Origin of the sequence: Burkholderia sp. 22088 (assembly GCF_052045915.1) — a bacterium.
Lineage (GTDB): Bacteria > Pseudomonadota > Gammaproteobacteria > Burkholderiales > Burkholderiaceae > Burkholderia > Burkholderia cepacia.
On record NZ_JBQEPY010000023.1, the window covers coordinates 51,398 to 67,902 of the forward strand.

Annotated in this window: 18 protein-coding genes; 13 read left to right on the plus strand and 5 right to left on the minus strand. The window is 66.4% G+C overall.

Features of this window, described 5'->3' with window-relative positions; all coding sequences use genetic code 11:
* Positions 1–190 precede the first annotated feature (190 nt).
* A complete protein-coding gene (lpxL, locus tag ACTJLD_RS34985) occupies positions 191–1,075 on the plus strand; it encodes a lauroyl acyltransferase LpxL (RefSeq protein WP_021163506.1) in 885 nt (294 codons plus the stop codon).
* Positions 1,076–1,105: 30 nt separating this feature from the next.
* On the opposite strand, the gene ACTJLD_RS34990 is transcribed toward lpxL, so the two are convergent.
* Positions 1,106–1,408, minus strand: a complete 303-nt coding sequence (locus ACTJLD_RS34990) for a HigA family addiction module antitoxin (RefSeq protein ID WP_322036437.1) — start codon at positions 1,406–1,408, stop codon at positions 1,106–1,108.
* Between the two features lie 236 nt (positions 1,409–1,644).
* Here ACTJLD_RS34990 and dapF point away from each other — a divergent pair, with 236 nt between their 5' ends.
* The 9 genes from dapF to ACTJLD_RS35035 all read left to right on the plus strand — a co-directional run bounded on the left by dapF (position 1,645) and on the right by ACTJLD_RS35035 (position 10,374).
* A complete protein-coding gene (gene dapF, locus ACTJLD_RS34995; protein WP_027788876.1) occupies positions 1,645–2,514 on the plus strand; it encodes a diaminopimelate epimerase in 870 nt (289 codons plus the stop codon).
* A 37-nt stretch (positions 2,515–2,551) separates the two neighbouring features.
* Positions 2,552–3,280 carry a DUF484 family protein gene (locus ACTJLD_RS35000; RefSeq protein WP_440660994.1) on the plus strand — a complete coding sequence of 243 codons (729 nt, stop codon included), beginning with the start codon at positions 2,552–2,554 and terminating at the stop codon, positions 3,278–3,280.
* A gap of 14 nt (positions 3,281–3,294) precedes the next feature.
* Entirely contained in the window at positions 3,295–4,215 is a 921-nt protein-coding gene (gene xerC, locus ACTJLD_RS35005; RefSeq protein WP_226152602.1) for a tyrosine recombinase XerC, read from the plus strand.
* A 76-nt stretch (positions 4,216–4,291) separates the two neighbouring features.
* A complete protein-coding gene (locus ACTJLD_RS35010; protein ID WP_027788873.1) occupies positions 4,292–5,506 on the plus strand; it encodes a class I SAM-dependent rRNA methyltransferase in 1,215 nt (404 codons plus the stop codon).
* 201 nt (positions 5,507–5,707) lie between these two features.
* Positions 5,708–6,787 (plus strand): CobW family GTP-binding protein, encoded by a 1,080-nt coding sequence (locus ACTJLD_RS35015; protein ID WP_440660997.1) that lies wholly within the window; start codon positions 5,708–5,710, stop codon positions 6,785–6,787.
* 496 nt (positions 6,788–7,283) lie between these two features.
* A complete protein-coding gene (gene dksA / locus ACTJLD_RS35020; protein ID WP_006477498.1) occupies positions 7,284–7,700 on the plus strand; it encodes an RNA polymerase-binding protein DksA in 417 nt (138 codons plus the stop codon).
* Positions 7,701–7,942: 242 nt separating this feature from the next.
* Positions 7,943–8,479, plus strand: coding sequence for an ATP-dependent protease subunit HslV (gene hslV / locus ACTJLD_RS35025; RefSeq protein ID WP_021156275.1), 537 nt, complete (start codon positions 7,943–7,945; stop codon positions 8,477–8,479).
* Positions 8,480–8,489: 10 nt separating this feature from the next.
* Positions 8,490–9,833 carry an ATP-dependent protease ATPase subunit HslU gene (gene hslU, locus ACTJLD_RS35030; RefSeq protein WP_042972634.1) on the plus strand — a complete coding sequence of 448 codons (1,344 nt, stop codon included), beginning with the start codon at positions 8,490–8,492 and terminating at the stop codon, positions 9,831–9,833.
* A gap of 211 nt (positions 9,834–10,044) precedes the next feature.
* The gene (locus tag ACTJLD_RS35035; protein ID WP_230965505.1) at positions 10,045–10,374 is read left to right on the plus strand and encodes a hypothetical protein; all 330 of its coding nucleotides are present in this window, start codon (positions 10,045–10,047) and stop codon (positions 10,372–10,374) included.
* 22 nt (positions 10,375–10,396) lie between these two features.
* Here the strand turns inward: ACTJLD_RS35035 and ACTJLD_RS35040 are convergent, their stop codons facing one another.
* The 3 genes from ACTJLD_RS35040 to ACTJLD_RS35050 form a co-directional block, all read right to left on the minus strand.
* Positions 10,397–10,939 (minus strand): response regulator transcription factor, encoded by a 543-nt coding sequence (locus tag ACTJLD_RS35040; protein ID WP_440661000.1) that lies wholly within the window; start codon positions 10,937–10,939, stop codon positions 10,397–10,399.
* Between the two features lie 13 nt (positions 10,940–10,952).
* Positions 10,953–12,371, minus strand: a complete 1,419-nt coding sequence (locus ACTJLD_RS35045; protein ID WP_440661002.1) for an ATP-binding protein — start codon at positions 12,369–12,371, stop codon at positions 10,953–10,955.
* A gap of 92 nt (positions 12,372–12,463) precedes the next feature.
* Positions 12,464–12,688: a cysteine-rich CWC family protein gene (locus ACTJLD_RS35050; protein ID WP_060358490.1), complete on the minus strand. Its 225-nt coding sequence runs from the start codon at positions 12,686–12,688 to the stop codon at positions 12,464–12,466.
* Positions 12,689–13,006: 318 nt separating this feature from the next.
* Here ACTJLD_RS35050 and argB point away from each other — a divergent pair, with 318 nt between their 5' ends.
* From argB to slmA, 3 genes are read left to right on the plus strand one after another with little or no spacing between them, the layout of a single operon-like run.
* Positions 13,007–13,906 carry an acetylglutamate kinase gene (gene argB / locus ACTJLD_RS35055; protein WP_006490510.1) on the plus strand — a complete coding sequence of 300 codons (900 nt, stop codon included), beginning with the start codon at positions 13,007–13,009 and terminating at the stop codon, positions 13,904–13,906.
* Positions 13,903–14,694 (plus strand): pyrimidine 5'-nucleotidase, encoded by a 792-nt coding sequence (locus ACTJLD_RS35060; protein ID WP_059700460.1) that lies wholly within the window; start codon positions 13,903–13,905, stop codon positions 14,692–14,694. Before argB ends, ACTJLD_RS35060 begins: the two co-directional genes overlap by 4 nt.
* Entirely contained in the window at positions 14,661–15,323 is a 663-nt protein-coding gene (gene slmA, locus ACTJLD_RS35065) for a nucleoid occlusion factor SlmA (protein WP_059700462.1), read from the plus strand. The genes ACTJLD_RS35060 and slmA overlap by 34 nt, the downstream gene beginning before the upstream one ends.
* Before the next feature lie 87 nt (positions 15,324–15,410).
* Here the strand turns inward: slmA and ACTJLD_RS35070 are convergent, their stop codons facing one another.
* A complete protein-coding gene (locus ACTJLD_RS35070) occupies positions 15,411–16,472 on the minus strand; it encodes a fimbrial protein (protein ID WP_155637993.1) in 1,062 nt (353 codons plus the stop codon).
* Positions 16,473–16,505 lie beyond the last annotated feature (33 nt).

Below are 16,505 nucleotides of genomic sequence, written 5' to 3' on the forward strand. Positions count from 1 at the left end.
CGGATTACCAGGACCGGGCAGCGCGTATGACGCCAACCGGCTTCGCCCCGCAAGTTGTCAGTTAACTCGGCGAAGCCCGTATTATAGCGGCTTTCCTGAATTGTCACAGAGCGCCGCCCGTGCTGCATCTTCCGCTGTCTCACCTACCTGTTCGCAACGCGCCGGCCAGCCGGTTCCACGGAGGTTTCGCATGCTAGGTCGTCTAGGCACGCACCTCGCCATTGGCTTGCTGAAACTGCTCGCCCTGTTGCCGTACGGCCTGACCGCACGGTTCGGCGATGGTCTCGGCTGGCTGCTCTACAAGATCCCCAGCCGGCGAAAACGCATCGTACACACCAATCTGAAACTCTGCTTCCCGGATTGGAGCGACGCACGCCGCGAGGAAGTGGCAGGCCAGCATTTCCGCCATGCGATCCGCAGCTACGTCGAGCGCAGCGTGCAGTGGTTCGGCTCGGAGAAAAAGCTCGCGAAGCTGATCCAGGTCGACAGCGCGGTCGACCTCGACGATCCGGACCTGCCGCCGACGCTGTTCCTCGGCCTGCATTTCGTCGGCATCGAAGCCGGCTCGATCTGGCTGAACCGTTCGCTCCACCGCCGCTGCGGGTCGCTCTACCAGCCGTTCTCGAACGCCGTGCTCGAGGAAGAGGCGAAGAAGGCGCGCGGGCGTTTCGACGCCGAGATGGTCGGCCGCGCGGACAGCGCGCGCGTCGTGCTGCGCTGGCTGCGCGACCGCAAGCCGGTGATGCTCGGCGCCGACATGGATTACGGGCTGCGCAATTCGACGTTCGTCCCGTTTTTCGGCGTGCCCGCGTGCACGCTGACGGCGGTCGGCCGGCTCGCGAAGACGGGCCGCGCGCAGGTCGTGCCGTTCATCGGCGAGGTGCTGCCGAACTACAAGGGTTATCGCCTGAAGGTATTCAAGCCGTGGGATCACTACCCGACGGGCGACGACGATCTCGACGCGCGGCGAATGAACGAATTCCTCGAGGAACAGATCCCGCTGATGCCCGAGCAATACTATTGGGTCCACAAGCGCTTCAAGACGCGCCCGGCCGGCGAGCCGAGCCTGTACTGACCCCGCCGGAAGACGTTCGCAGGCGGGGCGTCATGTGCGCGCCTGCGCCCTCGCCACCTTCGGCGCGCCCTTCGCGCGCGCCCGCCACAGATCGTGGGCCGACTGCTGCGCGAGCCGCAGATCGGCCCGCCCCCCGTTTTCCTCGCCGAGCCACGCTTCGAGGCGCAGCGCCATTTCCGGCGAGATGCCGGCATGGCCGTGCAGGATCCGCGACAGTGCGGCACGCGTCACGCCCAGCTGCGACGCGGCCTCGGTGACGGTCAGGCCAAGCGCCGGCAGCACGTCGTCGCGCAGCGTTTCGCCCGGATGGGGCGGATTGAAGATGCGGTTCATGGCTTGAATGAGCTCGCTGGAGGTTGACAGGGCGTATGGCGAAACAATACGAATCTCCGGGTGGCCTCATCAATTGAACGAGTACGAAAACGCCCGGAACGCCCGCGCAGGACGCCCCTGTCGGCTGCATGTATCATTTGCGGTTGAGATCAGCACGACGAACGAGGCCGCCCGGCATGGCGCGGCGTCGCGCGAGCCGTGCTGACCGCCTTGTTCGCCATGGAAATCCGGACCCAGTGAAACTCTCGTTCACCAAGATGCACGGCGCGGGCAACGACTTCGTCGTGCTCGACGGCTATTCGCGCGCATTGCCGCCGCTCACCGAAGCGCAGGTGCGCGCGCTCGCCAACCGCCACTTCGGCATCGGCGCCGATCAGTTGCTGCTCGTCGAAAAACCGACCGTCGACGGCGTCGATTTCAAGTACCGGATCTTCAATTGCGACGGCGGCGAGGTCGAACACTGCGGCAACGGCGCGCGCTGCTTCGTGAAGTTCGTCAGCGACCGCGGCCTGACCGACAAGCGGAGCGTGCGCGTGCAGGTGATGAAGGGCCTGATCACGCTGACGATGCAGGACAACGGCGAAGTCGTCGTCGACATGGGTGCGCCCGTGTTCGCGCCGGCGCAGGTGCCGTTCGATGCGGCGGGCCTCGACGGCCGCACCGAGGGCCGCGACACGTTGTGGCCGCTCGACGTCGGCGGCGCGACGCGCTGGATCTCGACGGTGTCGATGGGCAACCCGCACGCGGTGCAGATCGTCGACGACGCCGAAGCGTATCCGGTGCTCGAGGAAGGCCCGCTGATCGAGCACCATGCGCGCTTCCCGGAGCGCGTGAACGCCGGCTTCATGCAGATCGTGTCGCGCAGCGAAGTGCGGCTGCGCGTGTACGAACGCGCGGCGGGCGAGACGCTCGCGTGCGGCACCGGCGCGTGCGCGGCGGTCGCGGCCGGCATCCGGCGCGGCCTGCTCGATTCGCCCGTGACCGTGCACACGCACGGCGGCACGCTGACGATCAGCTGGGACGGCGCACGCGACGAAGCTGCCGCGCTGATGATGGCCGGGCCCGCCACGACCGTGTTCGAAGGCGAGATCGACCTGCCTGCCTGACCCTGCAACGTCCTTGATAACTGAACGCTCCAGCCACATGAACGATCGCGAAGTCGCCGACTACCTGCTCGCCAATCCCGAATTCTTCGCGCAGCACGCCGAACTGCTCGCGACGATCCGCCTCGCGAACCCGCACGGCAAGGCCGCGATCTCGCTGCAGGAGCGGCAGATGGAGATGTTGCGCGACAAGAACAAGCATCTCGAGCGCCGGCTCGCCGAACTCGTGCGCTACGGCCACGAGAACGACAGCCTGTCCGCGAAGTTCAGCCGCTGGACCGCCCGCGTGATCGCGGAACGCGATCCGTACGCGCTGCCGCGCACGATCGCCGACGGCATCGCCGACGTATTCGACGTGCCGCAGACGGCACTGCGCGTGTGGGACGTCGCCGACACCTATTCGCAGGCCGACTTCGCGCGCCAGGTCGGCGAGGAAGTGCGCCTGTTCACGAACGGCCTGTCGACGCCGTACTGCGGTGCGAACACGGGCTTCGAGGCCGCGCAGTGGCTCGCGCCCGCGGTCGCCGCCCCGGCTGCGAATGCGGCTGAAGGCGCGGAAGCCGCGCCGCCGGCCGGCGACGGCTCGGCCGCTTCGGTCGTACTGCTCGCGCTGCGCGCGCCGCTCGCCGGCACCGATGCGCCCGCGTTCGGCCTGCTCGTACTGGGTTCGCCCGACCCGCGCCGCTTCCACGATGGGATGGCCACCGACTTCCTCGCGCAGATCGCAACGCTCGCGAGCGCCGCGCTCACGCGCCTGCTGCCGCACTGAGCCTGCCGCACGCGATGACAGACGATCCGGTCGCCGCCTACCTGTCGAACCTGAAGCACGTCAGGCAGCTGTCGGAGCACACGCTGCGCGCCTACACGCACGAACTCGACGAACTGAAGAAGCTTGCGGCCGGCCGGTCGCTCGAAGTGCTGACGGCCGCCGACATGCGCGGCGCGGTCGCGCGCGCGCATGCGGGCGGGCTGTCCGCACGGTCGATCGCGCACCGGCTGTCCGCGTGGCGCGCGTTCTACCGCTGGCTCGCGCAGCGCATCGACATGCCCGCGAACCCGGTCGCCGCGGTGCGCGCGCCGAAACGCCCGAAGACCTTGCCGAAGGCGCTGTCGGTCGACGACGCATCGGCCCTGATGGACGCACCGCTCGCCGGCACGACCGAAAGCATCCGCGATCACGCGATCCTCGAGCTGTTCTACTCGTCGGGGCTGCGCCTCGCGGAGCTGATCGGGCTCGACGTCATGTACACGCAGGCCGACGGCTACCGCTCGGCCGGCTGGCTCGATCTCGCCGAAGCCGAAGTCACCGTGCGCGGCAAGGGCAACAAGGAGCGCAAGGTGCCGGTCGGCCGCAAGGCAATCGATGCGCTGAACGCATGGCTCGCGGTGCGCGGCGAATTCGTGAAGCACGATCCGCATCCGCTGTTCGTGTCCGTGCGCGGCAACCGGATGTCGCCGGGCGTCGTGCGCGAGCGCGTGAAGCGCGCGGCGCTCGCCGCGGGCATCCCCGCCAACGTCCATCCGCACGTGCTGCGCCACTCGTTCGCGACGCACGTGCTGCAGTCGAGCGGCGACCTGCGCGCGGTGCAGGAACTGCTCGGCCACGCGAGCGTGTCCGCGACGCAGGTCTACACGTCGCTCGACTTCCAGCATCTCGCGAAGATTTACGACAGCGCGCATCCGCGCGCGAAGAAGCGCGACTGACGCGCGTCCCGTGTTACCCGCCGCGCGCGGCGACCGGCCACGGTCGGCTTCGCGCACGGCCCATTTCGATCTCATCATGCAAACCGTCACCCTCAAGCCATCCAAGGACAAATCGCTGCTGCGCCGCCATCCGTGGATCTACGCCAATGCGATCGACCGCGTCGACGGCAAACCCGCGCCCGGCGCGACCGTGATCGTGCGCGCGCACGACGGCCGCTTCCTCGCGCGCGGCGCGTACAGCCCGCAGTCGCAGATCCGCGTGCGCGTGTGGAGCTTCGACGAGAACGAGCCGATCGACCACGCGTTCTTCAAGCGCCGCGTGCAGCGCGCCGTTGCGCACCGCACGACGATGGTGTCGGGCACGGGCGCGGTGCGGCTCGTGTTCGGCGAAGCCGACGGGCTGCCGGGGCTGATCGTCGACTATTACGTCGCGGACACCGCCGAAGCCGGCGCGGCGCCGCGCGGCCAGCTCGTCTGCCAGTTCATGGCCGCGGGCGTCGAAGCATGGAAGGACGCGATCGTGAAGGCGCTCGTCGGCGCGACCGGCTGCCCGAACGTGTACGAGCGCTCGGACGTGTCGATCCGCGACAAGGAAGGGCTCGAGCAGACGACCGGCGTGCTGGCCGGCGATGCGCCGCCCGCGACGCTGATCTCGAACGAAAACGGCGTGCGCTATCACGTCGACGTGCCGAACGGCCACAAGACGGGCTTCTACGTCGACCAGCGCGACAACCGCGCGCTGGTTGCGCAGTACGCGGCCGATCGCGACGTGCTGAACTGCTTCTGCTACACCGGCGGCTTCTCGCTCGCGGCGCTCAAGGGCGGCGCGAAGCGTGTCGTGTCGATCGACTCGTCGGGCGATGCGCTCGCGCTCGCGCAGCAGAACGTCGTCGCCAACGGCTTCGACGCCGAACGCGCGACCTGGCTCGACGCCGACGCGTTCAAGACGCTGCGCCGCCTCGTCGACGAAGGCGAGCGTTTCGACCTGATCGTGCTCGATCCGCCGAAGTTCGCGCCGACCCGCGACAGCGTCGATCGCGCGGCGCGCGCGTATAAGGACATCAACCTGAGCGGCTTCAAGCTGCTGCGTCCGGGCGGCCTGCTGTTCACGTACTCGTGCTCGGGCGCGATCGACATGGACCTGTTCCAGAAGATCGTCGCGGGCGCGGCAGCCGACGCAAAGGTCGACGCGCGCATCCTGAAGCGGCTCGGCGCGGGCGTCGATCACCCGCTGCTCGCGGCATTCCCGGAAGGCGAATATCTGAAGGGCCTGCTGTTGCAAATCGTCTGATCGCCCCGATCTACGCGCGTAACCTTCCGCCGGCCGCGGCCTCGCGCCCGGCGGATTCGCGTTCCCGCCTGTCGTTCGGACGACGGGCGGGGGCTTGACAGGTATGTTTCAATGGATGGTTGTGCGCCCCGGCTGGCAGCGCGAGCGGGCGCAACGCACATCCTGGTTTTGACCCCGATTCACGAACCACAGGCGATTGACATGGCCACTCCCGTCACCATCCTCACCGGCTTCCTCGGCAGCGGCAAGACGACGCTGCTCAAGCGCATCCTGAACGAACAGCACGGCATGAAGATCGCCGTGATCGAGAACGAGTTCGGCGAAGAGAACATCGACAACGAAATCCTCGTGCAGGATTCGAACGAGCAGATCATCCAGATGAGCAACGGCTGCATCTGCTGCACGATCCGCGGCGACCTCGCCCGCGCGCTCGGCGACCTGGCCGCGAAGAAGCGCGAAGGCAAGCTCGACTTCGACCGCATCGTGATCGAAACCACCGGCCTTGCGAACCCGGGCCCCGTCGCGCAAACCTTCTTCATCGACAGCGAAATCGCCGACGATTTCCTGCTCGACGCGGTCATCACGCTGGTCGACGCGAAGCACGCGAACGCGCAGCTCGACGAGCACGAAGTCGTGCAGCGCCAGGTCGGCTTCGCCGACCGGCTGTTCATCACGAAGTCGGACCTGGTCGACGACCAGACCGTGGCCGGCCTGAAGCACCGCCTGATGCACATGAACCCGAAGGCCGCGATCAAGGTCGTGAACTTTGGCGAAGCCGACATCAAGGAAATCTTCGACCTGCGCGGCTTCAACCTGAACGCGAAGCTCGAGATCGACCCCGACTTCCTCGCCGAGGACGATCACGCGCACCATCACCACAATCACGACCATGATCACGATCACGCCAATTGCGACCACGATCACGGTCAATGCGCGCACGATCACGACCACGGCCACCACCATCACCACCACGCGCACCACGACGACAAGATCAAGTCGTTCGTGTATCGCAACGACCGCCCGTTCGACCCGAACAAGCTGGAAGACTTCCTCGGCGGCATCCTGCAGATCTACGGCGAGCGGATGCTGCGCTACAAGGGCGTGCTGTACATGAAGGGCGTCGACCGCAAGGTCGTGTTCCAGGGCGTGCATCAGATGATGGGCAGCGACCTCGCCGCGAAGTGGCTGCCGATCGAGAAGAAGACGAACAAGATGGTGTTCATCGGCGTCGATCTGCCGCAGGACCTGATCACCGACGGCCTCGACGCCTGTCTCGCCTGACGCGCGCGGGCAACCGCCGCACACGCCGCCGCGCGGCCGCCCCGCGGGCGGCTGCGGCCGCCGCGGGGCGCCCGTTTCGGGCAGGGTTTCGCCGTCATCGCTTTTTCGCGATTTGCGCGTTATATTTTCTAGATATTGGCGCAGCCGACGGGGATCGACCCGATACGGCGCCCGCTTGCGATTCAGTTACAATACGTGCCCGCTGGAGTACGGCAACAAACAGGCCCGGTTCTTGCTGAACCAGTTTTCCGGGCATCGCAACCGCGCCGGATCGCCAATCCGCCTCCCGGCCGCGGCCGATGCGATGTGCCGCGCAGCACACCGGTTCGCAGCGCGCGCAACTCCGCGCCAGGCCTATCCTGGTATTTGAGAACCGGTTTTCCAGAGGCTTTCGGCCCCGCGGCGGCAAATCGCAAATGATTGCAAGCGCGGTTGCGGGTAATCCCAAAGTGCAGGCAATATCTCTCGATTTGCCGCACATTGAAGAAGCAAGCAGATGACGAAGAAACTCTTGACCGAAGCCGAAATCCTGAAGATGAGCGACAAGGATTACATGAATGAGGATCAGCTCGCCTTCTTCAAAAATCGGCTCGAACAGTTGCAGGCGGACATCCTCAAGAATGCAGGCCAGACGACCGAGAACCTGCGCGAGACGGTGATCGTCCCCGATCCCGCCGATCGCGCGACGATCGAGGAAGAGCACGCGCTCGAGCTGCGCACGCGCGATCGCGAACGCAAGCTCCTCAAGAAGGTTCAGCAGTCGCTCGCCCGCATCGATTCCGGCGATTACGGCTGGTGCGAGGAAACCGGCGAGCCGATCGGCATTCCGCGGCTGCTCGCCCGTCCGACCGCCACGCTGTCGCTCGAGGCGCAGGAGCGCCGCGAGTTGCGCCAGAAGCTGTTCGGCGACTGATCGAGCGGCGTTCCGCTCAGACACGCTGCTTCCCGAAAGCGCGCGGCCTGCCGCGCGCTTTTTGTTTTTCCGGCACCGGCTCGCGGTTGGCCGGTTTTCCGATTTGCCTCCCGCCTCTTGATATCCCCGCGCCCGCCCTAAAATGAAACGGACGCGCGCCGGGCCGCTTCCCGGCGCACTGCGAGTTACGCGGCGGCGCCTCGCGCCGCCCGACTCTTCCCCGTTTTTCTCAAGGAACGCAGATGGAGCAATTTCACGGCACGACCATCGTTTCGGTCCGGCGCGGCGACAAGGTCGCGCTCGGCGGCGACGGCCAGGTAACCCTCGGCAACATCGTCATGAAGGGTGGCGCGCGGAAAGTGCGGCGGATCTACAACAACCAGGTGCTGGTCGGATTCGCGGGCGGCACCGCCGATGCGTTCTCGCTGCTCGACCGCTTCGAGGCGAAGCTCGAGAAACACCAGGGCAACCTGACCCGCGCGGCCGTCGAGCTCGCGAAGGACTGGCGCACCGACCGGATGCTGCGCCGCCTCGAGGCGATGCTGATCACGGCAGATGCCACCACCACGCTCGTGATCACCGGCAACGGTGACGTGCTCGACCCGGAAGAGGGCATCTGCGCGATCGGTTCGGGCGGTGCATATGCGCAGGCCGCGGCCCGCGCGCTCGCGGAGAACACCGAGCTGTCGCCGCGCGAGATCGTCGAGAAGTCGCTGAAGATTGCCGGCGACATGTGCATCTACACGAACCACAACCGCATCATCGAAACGATCGAGTAAGGACCGCACCATGAGCACCATGACCCCTGCCGAGATCGTCTCGGAACTCGACAAGCACATCATCGGCCAGGCCAAGGCGAAGAAGGCCGTCGCGGTCGCGCTGCGCAACCGCTGGCGCCGCCAGCAGGTCGCCGACCCGCTGCGCCAGGAAATCACGCCGAAGAACATCCTGATGATCGGGCCGACGGGCGTCGGCAAGACCGAAATCGCACGCCGCCTCGCGAAGCTCGCCGACGCGCCGTTCATCAAGATCGAAGCGACCAAGTTCACCGAGGTCGGCTACGTCGGCCGCGACGTCGACAGCATCGTGCGCGACCTGATCGAGATCTCGGTCAAGCAGACGCGCGAATCCGAGATGCGCAAGGTGCGCAGCAAGGCCACCGACCAGGCGGAAGACCGCATCCTCGACATCCTGCTGCCGCAGCCGCGCGCGGTGGGCTTCGGCGGCAATGCCGACCACGCGAACGACGACAACAACGCGACGCGCCAGACCTTCCGCAAGCGCCTGCGCGAAGGCCAGCTCGACGACAAGGAAGTCGAGCTCGACCTCGAGCAGCCGTCGGCCGGCATGGACATCATGGCGCCGCCGGGGATGGAAGAGATGACCGAGCAGATCCGCTCGATGTTCTCGAACCTCGGCAGCGGCAAGAAGCAGCGTCGCAAGGTGAAGATCAAGGAAGCACTGAAGCTGCTGACCGACGAGGAAGCGGCGAAGATGCTGAACGACGAGGAAGTGAAGACGAAGGCCGTGCAGAACGTCGAGCAGAACGGCATCGTGTTCCTCGACGAGATCGACAAGATCACGTCGCGCAACAACGAAGGCAGCGGCGGCGAAGTGTCGCGCCAGGGCGTGCAGCGCGACCTGCTGCCGCTCGTCGAGGGCACGACGGTCAACACGAAGTACGGGATGGTGAAGACCGATCACATCCTGTTCATCGCGAGCGGCGCGTTCCACCTCGCGAAACCGAGCGACCTGATTCCCGAACTGCAGGGCCGCTTCCCGATCCGCGTCGAGCTCGACTCGCTGTCGGTGAACGATTTCGAGGCGATCCTCGTCGCCACCGATGCCAGCCTCGTCAAGCAGTACCAGGCGCTGCTCGCGACCGAAGACGTGCAGCTCGAGTTCGCCGACGACGGCATCCGCCGTCTCGCGGAGATCGCGTATGCGGTCAACGAGAAGACCGAGAACATCGGTGCGCGCCGGCTGTACACGGTGATCGAGAAACTGCTCGAGGAAGTGTCGTTCTCGGCCGGCAACCATGCCGGCGAGCGCGTGACGATCGACGCGAAGTATGTCGACCGCGCGCTGGGCGAAGTGTCGCAGGACGAAGACCTGTCGCGCTACGTGCTGTAACGCGAGCGGCGTCCGACGAAAAACGGGCGGCCCCTTGCGGGGTCGCCCGTTTTTTCATGGTCAGGCGATGCGGCGCCCGTACCTGCCCCTGGAATGCGGCTGATGGCAAGCGCGCTGGTGCGTCCCTATAATCTGGACTCCTCCGGCCAAGTACCGACGCATTCGTCACCGCCTTCGAATGACCATCTACCCGTCCGTCGCCGGCCGAATCGTGCCGGCCTTGCTCGCGCTCACGCGCGCCGACATCCTGTCGCTCCTGCGCCGGATCAGGCGGGATTCGCTGCGGCGCTACAGCGTCGCGTTTGTACTCGCGTGGCTGGGCACGCTGGCGGGCATCGCATTCGCCAGCGTGGCGATCAGCATCGGCATCCAGTTCGTCGCGCGTGGCGTATCGGCAACGCCGTGGCCGCTGGCCAGCGCCATCGTCGTCGGCGGATGCGCGCCGCTGCTCGCCAACGTCTTCTACTCGGCGCTGCTCACGCTCCTGCTGAAACGCGAGATCGTCGCCTGCCTGTCGCGAGCCCCGGGTTCGCCCGGCTGACGCGCCGGGCGCAAGTACCCGCTTACTGCCGCACCGGCTTCTTCGCGAGCTTGCGCTGCAGCGTGCGGCGGTGCATGTTCAGCGCGCGCGCCGTCGCCGAGATGTTGTTGTTGTTCTCGGCCAGCACGCGCTGGATGTGCTCCCATTCGAGCCGGTCGACCGACAGCACGACCGGATTCTCGAGCGCTTCGTCGGCCTGCACTTCGGTTGCGTTGGTCTGCAGCGCGGCCAGGATCGACTCGACGTTCGCGGGTTTCGCGAGATAGTTGTCGGCGCCTTCCTTCACCGCCTGCACGGCGGTCGCGATGCTCGCGTAGCCGGTCAGCACCAGGATTCGCGCATCGGGCTGCAGGTCGCACAGCGGCGCGATCAGGCTCAGGCCCGAATCATCGCCGAGATGCAGGTCGACGGTGATGAACTGGAACTTGCCGCCCGCGGCAAGCCGCAGCGCCGCCTCCTTGTCGTGCGCCTGCTGGACCGCGTAACCGCGGCGCTCGAGGCCGCGCGCGAGCGTGCCCGCGAACACCTCGTTGTCGTCGATCACCAGGAAATTGTTCTCGCTCATGTGGTTTCTCCGTCTACGTGTTGGTTGAGGCGGCCGGCGCCGCGACGCGCACCGCCGGCAGGCGCAGCACGGCCCGCGTGCCGCGCGCGGCGGATGTGCCGGCCGTGCGGCTGTCCGGCGTGCCGGTTGTCCGTTCGGACGCGCGCTGGCCCGCACGCTGTCCCGAGCCGGTTGTGGCGTGACCATTCGCCGCCCCGCCGGCCCGCCCGTTGCCGCCCGCCGCGCGCGGCACGACATCGGACAGTTCGATCTCGCCGCCGAGCCGCGCGGCCGCGCTGAACGCGAGATACAGGCCGACCCCGTGCCCGCCCTGCGTGCTGTCGACCGGCATCGCGCCGAGCGACTCGCGCAGCGCGGCCGGAATGCCGGGCCCGTCATCGCACACCTCGAATTCGATCTCGTCGGCCGCGCCGGCGTGCGCGACCTTCGCGGCCAGCGTCACGCGCTGCGGGCTCGCGCGCGCGGCGTTGTCGAGCAGGATCGTCAGGATCTGGCCGGCCGCGACCGTGTCGTCGAGCGCGACGCCCGCCGGGCGCGCACCGAGCAGTTCGAACTGCACGTGCGGATGCCGCAGGCGCCAGTGCTCGACGAACGTGTCGAGCCAGTCGTCCACCGGCTGGCGGCTCGCGGGTGCGCTCGCGCGGCTGCGCAGGCGCGCGAGCGCCGACGTGCAGAGCGTCATCTGCTCCTCGAGCACCTTCAGATCGGCTTCGTAGCGGGCCAGCCCCGGATCGGCGCGCGCCGCGTCGCGCAGCTCCTCGGCAAGCATCGCGATCGTCGACAGCGGCGTACCCATCTCGTGCGCAACGGTGGCGGCCTGCACGCCGAGCGCGACCGCCCGCTCGTCGCGCAGCAGGTGCGCCTGCGCTTCGCCGAGCGCCGCGTCGCGCTGGCGCAGCGCGTTCGACATGCGCGCGACGAACCACGCGATCAGCCCGACGCTGACCATGAAGTTCGCCCACATCCCGGTACGGTAGTAGTCGAACAGGTTGGCCGGGTTATCCATGTTGAGCGGCACCGAGTCGAAGCCGAGCGCCGCGTAGCACGCGACCGCGAACGCCGCGAGCCAGATCATCAGGTGCCACGGCAGCACGGCCGCCGCGATCGCGAGCGAAGGCAGGTACAGCGACACGAACGGATTGGTCGTGCCGCCCGACAGGAACAGCAGCGCGGACAGCGCGCCGAGGTCGACCCACAGCTGGCCGAGCAGCTCGAAATTGGTCTCGGGCCGCGCGCGCAGCACGCGCACCCAGGTCAGCGCGTTGAAAACGATTTCGAGCGCGATGACCATCAGCATCGCCGGCAACGGCAGATGCACGCCGAAATAGGTCTGCACGACGCCGATCGTCACGAGCTGGCCGATGATCGCGAGATTGCGGAGCCAGAACAGGTGACTGAGGTTGACGCGCCCGGTGGTGGTGATTCGTTGCATCCGGGCAGTTTACCCGTTTAGCGGGCAGCGCCTCTAGCGGGGCCGGATCGGAACGCGGTGAACGGGATGCGCTGCGTGCACGGCCGGTGCCGTCAGCCGGCCGCGCCGGCCATCCGCTGCGCGATCTCGTCGGCCAGGCATTCGGGGCACCGGCAGCGCGCGCCGGCAGCCGGCGGCGTACTGCCGGGCAAGACCGGCATCGACGCGCACCAGCATTCGAACGGTTGCGAGCGGGCGCCGCAGTCGAAGCTGCGCCCGCAGTGCGGGCAACGCGCGCGGCGCGGGGCGGAACGGGCGTCGGCGGCGGGATCGGTCATGGCGGAAACGCGGAAGCGGGCGTGAAACCGCCCTACGCGACAAGCATAGCGCGGCGAACGGATTTTGCACGCCGTCCATCCGGCCGACGACCGTCGTAAACGCTCGCGAGCCACCTCGGCGCCGCTACCCGCACACCGTTGCGCACACCGCCGCCCGAATGGCCGCCCGCATCGCGCCGCGCCATAGCCGGCGGGCCGCCGCGCGCTGTACCCGAGCCGCGCCGCACGTGTTCCGGCCCGTCCAAAAACCCGATGCTGCGCTGCGCCACTCCTGTACAATTCGCCGTGTTTCAACCGTTCCCAGCCAGAGCCGCCGCCATGTCCGAGCCCATCGACCTCTCGCAGATCGCCCCCACGCTGAAAGCAGAAATCCTCGCCGAGGCGCTGCCGTATATCCGCCGTTACCACGGGAAAACCGTGGTCATCAAATACGGCGGCAACGCGATGACGGAAGAGCGGCTCAAGCAAGGCTTCGCGCGCGACGTGATCCTGCTGAAACTGGTCGGCATCAACCCGGTGATCGTCCACGGCGGCGGTCCGCAGATCGATCACGCGCTGAAGAAGATCGGCAAGGCCGGCACCTTCATCCAGGGCATGCGCGTCACCGACGAAGAGACGATGGAAGTCGTCGAATGGGTGCTGGGCGGCGAAGTGCAGCAGGACATCGTGATGCTGATCAACCACTTCGGCGGCCACGCGGTGGGCCTGACGGGCAAGGACGGCGGCCTGATCCACGCACGCAAGCTGCTGATGCCGGACCGCGACAACCCGGGCCAGTACATCGACATCGGCCAGGTCGGCGAAGTCGAGGCGATCAACCCGGCGGTCGTGAAGGCGCTGCAGGACGACGCGTTCATCCCGGTGATCTCGCCGATCGGCTTCGGCGAGGACGGCCTCTCGTACAACATCAATGCCGATCTGGTCGCGGGCAAGCTCGCCACGGTGCTGAACGCCGAGAAGCTGCTGATGATGACCAACATCCCCGGCGTGATGGACAAGGACGGCAACCTGCTGACCGACCTGTCGGCGCGCGAGATCGACGCGCTGTTCGAGGACGGCACGATCTCGGGCGGCATGCTGCCGAAGATCTCGTCGGCGCTCGACGCGGCGAAGAGCGGCGTGAAGTCGGTGCATATCGTCGACGGCCGGATCGAACATTCGGTGCTGCTGGAAATCCTGACCGAGCAGCCGTTCGGCACGATGATCCGCTCGCATTGAGCGCGCGCCGCAAACCCTCCGGCCCCGACCTGCCGGCGTCGCTGCGACGCCGGCGCATCTCCCGCAGCCGGCCGCACGCCGGCTCGCCCGTCTGGCTGTTCGATCTCGACAACACGCTGCACCACGCATCGCACGCGATCTTTCCGGAGATCAACCGCGCGATGACGCAGTACATCATCGACGCGCTGCAGGTCGAGCGCGCCGAAGCCGACCGCCTGCGCACCGGCTACACGCAGCGCTACGGCGCCGCGCTCCTCGGCCTCACGCGCCATCACCCGATCGATCCGCACGACTTCCTGCGCGTGGTCCACACGTTCGCCGATCTTCCCGCGATGGTGCGCGCCGAGCGCGGCCTCGCGCACATCATCGCCGCGCTGCCGGGCCGCAAGTTCGTGCTGACCAATGCGCCCGAGAACTATGCGCGCGCGGTGCTGCGCGAATTGCGCATCGAGCGGCTGTTCGAACGCGTGATCGCGATCGAGCACATGCGCGACCGCCGCACATGGCGCGCGAAGCCCGATCACACGATGCTGCGCCGTACGCTGCGCGCCGTGCGTGCCCGTGCGTCCGACGCGATCCTCGTCGAGGATACGCTCGGCCACCTGAAGCGCTACAAGCGCCTCGGCATCGGCACGGTGTGGATCACCGGCCACCTGCCAGGCCACCTGCCAGGCACCGGACGCCCACTTTATGTCGACCAGCGCATTCGTTCGCTAAAATCGCTCCGACTGGGCACACGATCGGGGCGACAAAAATGCAGCCGACTTACCCGCAGGACCAAGCCGTAACCGAAGGCCGGACCACACCTGCCCGCCCGCGCCCGAAGCCGGGCGAGCGCCGCGTGATGATCCTGCAGACCCTCGCGGCGATGCTCGAGGCGCCGAAACCCGAAAAAATCACGACCGCCTCGCTCGCGGCCCGGCTCGACGTGTCGGAAGCCGCGCTGTACCGGCACTTCCCCAGCAAGGCGAAGATGTACGAAGGGCTGATCGAGTTCATCGAGCAGGCGCTGTTCGGGCTCGTCAACCAGATCGTCGCGAAGGAGCCGAACGGCGTGCAGCAGGCGCGCACGATCGCACTGACGATGCTCAATTTCGCCGCGAAGAATCCGGGCATGACGCGCGTGCTGACCGGCGAGGCGCTGGTCGGCGAGGACGAGCGTCTGACCGAGCGCGTGAACCAATTGCTCGACCGGATCGAGGCGACCGTCAAGCAGTGCCTGCGGGTCGCGCGTACCGAGGCGCAAGCGCCCGACGGCGCGGCGCCGTTCGCGCTGCCCGCCGACTACGATCCCGCCGCCCGCGCGAGCCTGCTCGTCAGCTATGTGATCGGCCGGTGGCATCGCTTCGCGAAAGGCGGGTTCCAGAAACCGCCCGGCGAGCAGGCCGATGCGCATTTGCGGCTGATCCTGCAGTAAGCGTGGTCGGCGGCAAAACGGTTCATCGTCGCCACGCGCGGTCGGCAAAGCGTGCGACACATCGGGCCGCCCTCCGCCAGCGACGCCTCACTGGTAACTGAGCGTGAACGTCATTCGCCCCTTGGCCTTGCCCGCGGTAACGGTCGGCGACGTCTGAATGAATCGGGCGCTCAACGGGATCGAGAAGAAGCCGTTACCTGTCGTGCCGGCATACCACTGATTCTTGTTCCCCGCCACTGACGAGTCGGGCCCGTAGCTGAGCAGCGTCGAATCCTTGAAAACCTGGATGCCCAATCCCTTGGCCGTCGAATCGGACGAGAGATTCAGCGTATTCGACGTGTTGGACTGGTACGTGACGTCGGTCAAAGTCATATAGAGCTTCGCATCGACGCTCTCGTCACCACCGGAACAGATCAAGTTGATCGCGAAAGGCTTCAAATCCGAGGTCGAGCCGATCCCGGTGAATTTCTTTGTGGAATAGGTACCGAGATCCACATTTTGCGTCGCCGCAGCAGCATTACAGGTCGGCGCCTTGATCTGTAAATCACCGGACCATCGATAGCTGACGACTTTGTCCGTCAGAGAGGTCACCGAGTGAAAAGCAAACTCGCCCGACAATCTGCCTTTTCCCGTAATGGGGCCGATTTTGTAAAATTGCAGCATCACGGACGCTTTGTTACCACCACCAACACCTATCTCATATTCCGGATAATACGCATCCCGACTATCTATCGGAAGAAACTTCCCACTGCTCGCTATTTTTACCGCAACGCCTTCAATCCCCGATTGAAACATCTTCTGATTGACACCGTATGCCGGCAAAGGAGAATGCCAATAAGAAAGGCTAAATATAGGGTACACACATCGAATCCAAAACGGCGGCGGGACATTGTCCGACTCTAGCGTTATGCCGAGTAACAGCGTGCCATCCGGCACATTGGGATTGAATGGCGGTATTTTATTTGCGTCGAAATTGTACTCTGCCGTCTTTAACGGACCAGTCGGATTGATGGTGAAGCAATAAGGGGCTGCGTGCGCGAGACCCGACAGCCCCGACATCATCGCCATCGCAATAATCCATTTCCATTTTTTCATCGCAATTTCTCTATCGATCAACTTGAATGTCTTTCGCGGGGCATCGACCGCCACGATCTTTCCGCGACGCGCCGCGTCTCTTCCAGT

Bases quoted from the DNA above. Each gene is read 5' to 3' on its own strand.
- lpxL (WP_021163506.1), top strand. From the start codon at position 191: ATGCTAGGTCGTCTAGGCACGCACCTCGCCATTGGCTTGCTGAAACTG.
- ACTJLD_RS34990 (WP_322036437.1), bottom strand. From the start codon at position 1,408: ATGAACCGCATCTTCAATCCGCCCCATCCGGGCGAAACGCTGCGCGAC.
- ACTJLD_RS35000 (WP_440660994.1), top strand. From the start codon at position 2,552: ATGAACGATCGCGAAGTCGCCGACTACCTGCTCGCCAATCCCGAATTC.
- xerC (WP_226152602.1), top strand. From the start codon at position 3,295: ATGACAGACGATCCGGTCGCCGCCTACCTGTCGAACCTGAAGCACGTC.
- ACTJLD_RS35010 (WP_027788873.1), top strand. From the start codon at position 4,292: ATGCAAACCGTCACCCTCAAGCCATCCAAGGACAAATCGCTGCTGCGC.
- ACTJLD_RS35015 (WP_440660997.1), top strand. From the start codon at position 5,708: ATGGCCACTCCCGTCACCATCCTCACCGGCTTCCTCGGCAGCGGCAAG.
- dksA (WP_006477498.1), top strand. From the start codon at position 7,284: ATGACGAAGAAACTCTTGACCGAAGCCGAAATCCTGAAGATGAGCGAC.
- hslV (WP_021156275.1), top strand. From the start codon at position 7,943: ATGGAGCAATTTCACGGCACGACCATCGTTTCGGTCCGGCGCGGCGAC.
- hslU (WP_042972634.1), top strand. From the start codon at position 8,490: ATGAGCACCATGACCCCTGCCGAGATCGTCTCGGAACTCGACAAGCAC.
- ACTJLD_RS35040 (WP_440661000.1), bottom strand. From the start codon at position 10,939: ATGAGCGAGAACAATTTCCTGGTGATCGACGACAACGAGGTGTTCGCG.
- ACTJLD_RS35045 (WP_440661002.1), bottom strand. From the start codon at position 12,371: ATGCAACGAATCACCACCACCGGGCGCGTCAACCTCAGTCACCTGTTC.
- ACTJLD_RS35050 (WP_060358490.1), bottom strand. From the start codon at position 12,688: ATGACCGATCCCGCCGCCGACGCCCGTTCCGCCCCGCGCCGCGCGCGT.
- argB (WP_006490510.1), top strand. From the start codon at position 13,007: ATGTCCGAGCCCATCGACCTCTCGCAGATCGCCCCCACGCTGAAAGCA.
- slmA (WP_059700462.1), top strand. From the start codon at position 14,661: ATGCAGCCGACTTACCCGCAGGACCAAGCCGTAACCGAAGGCCGGACC.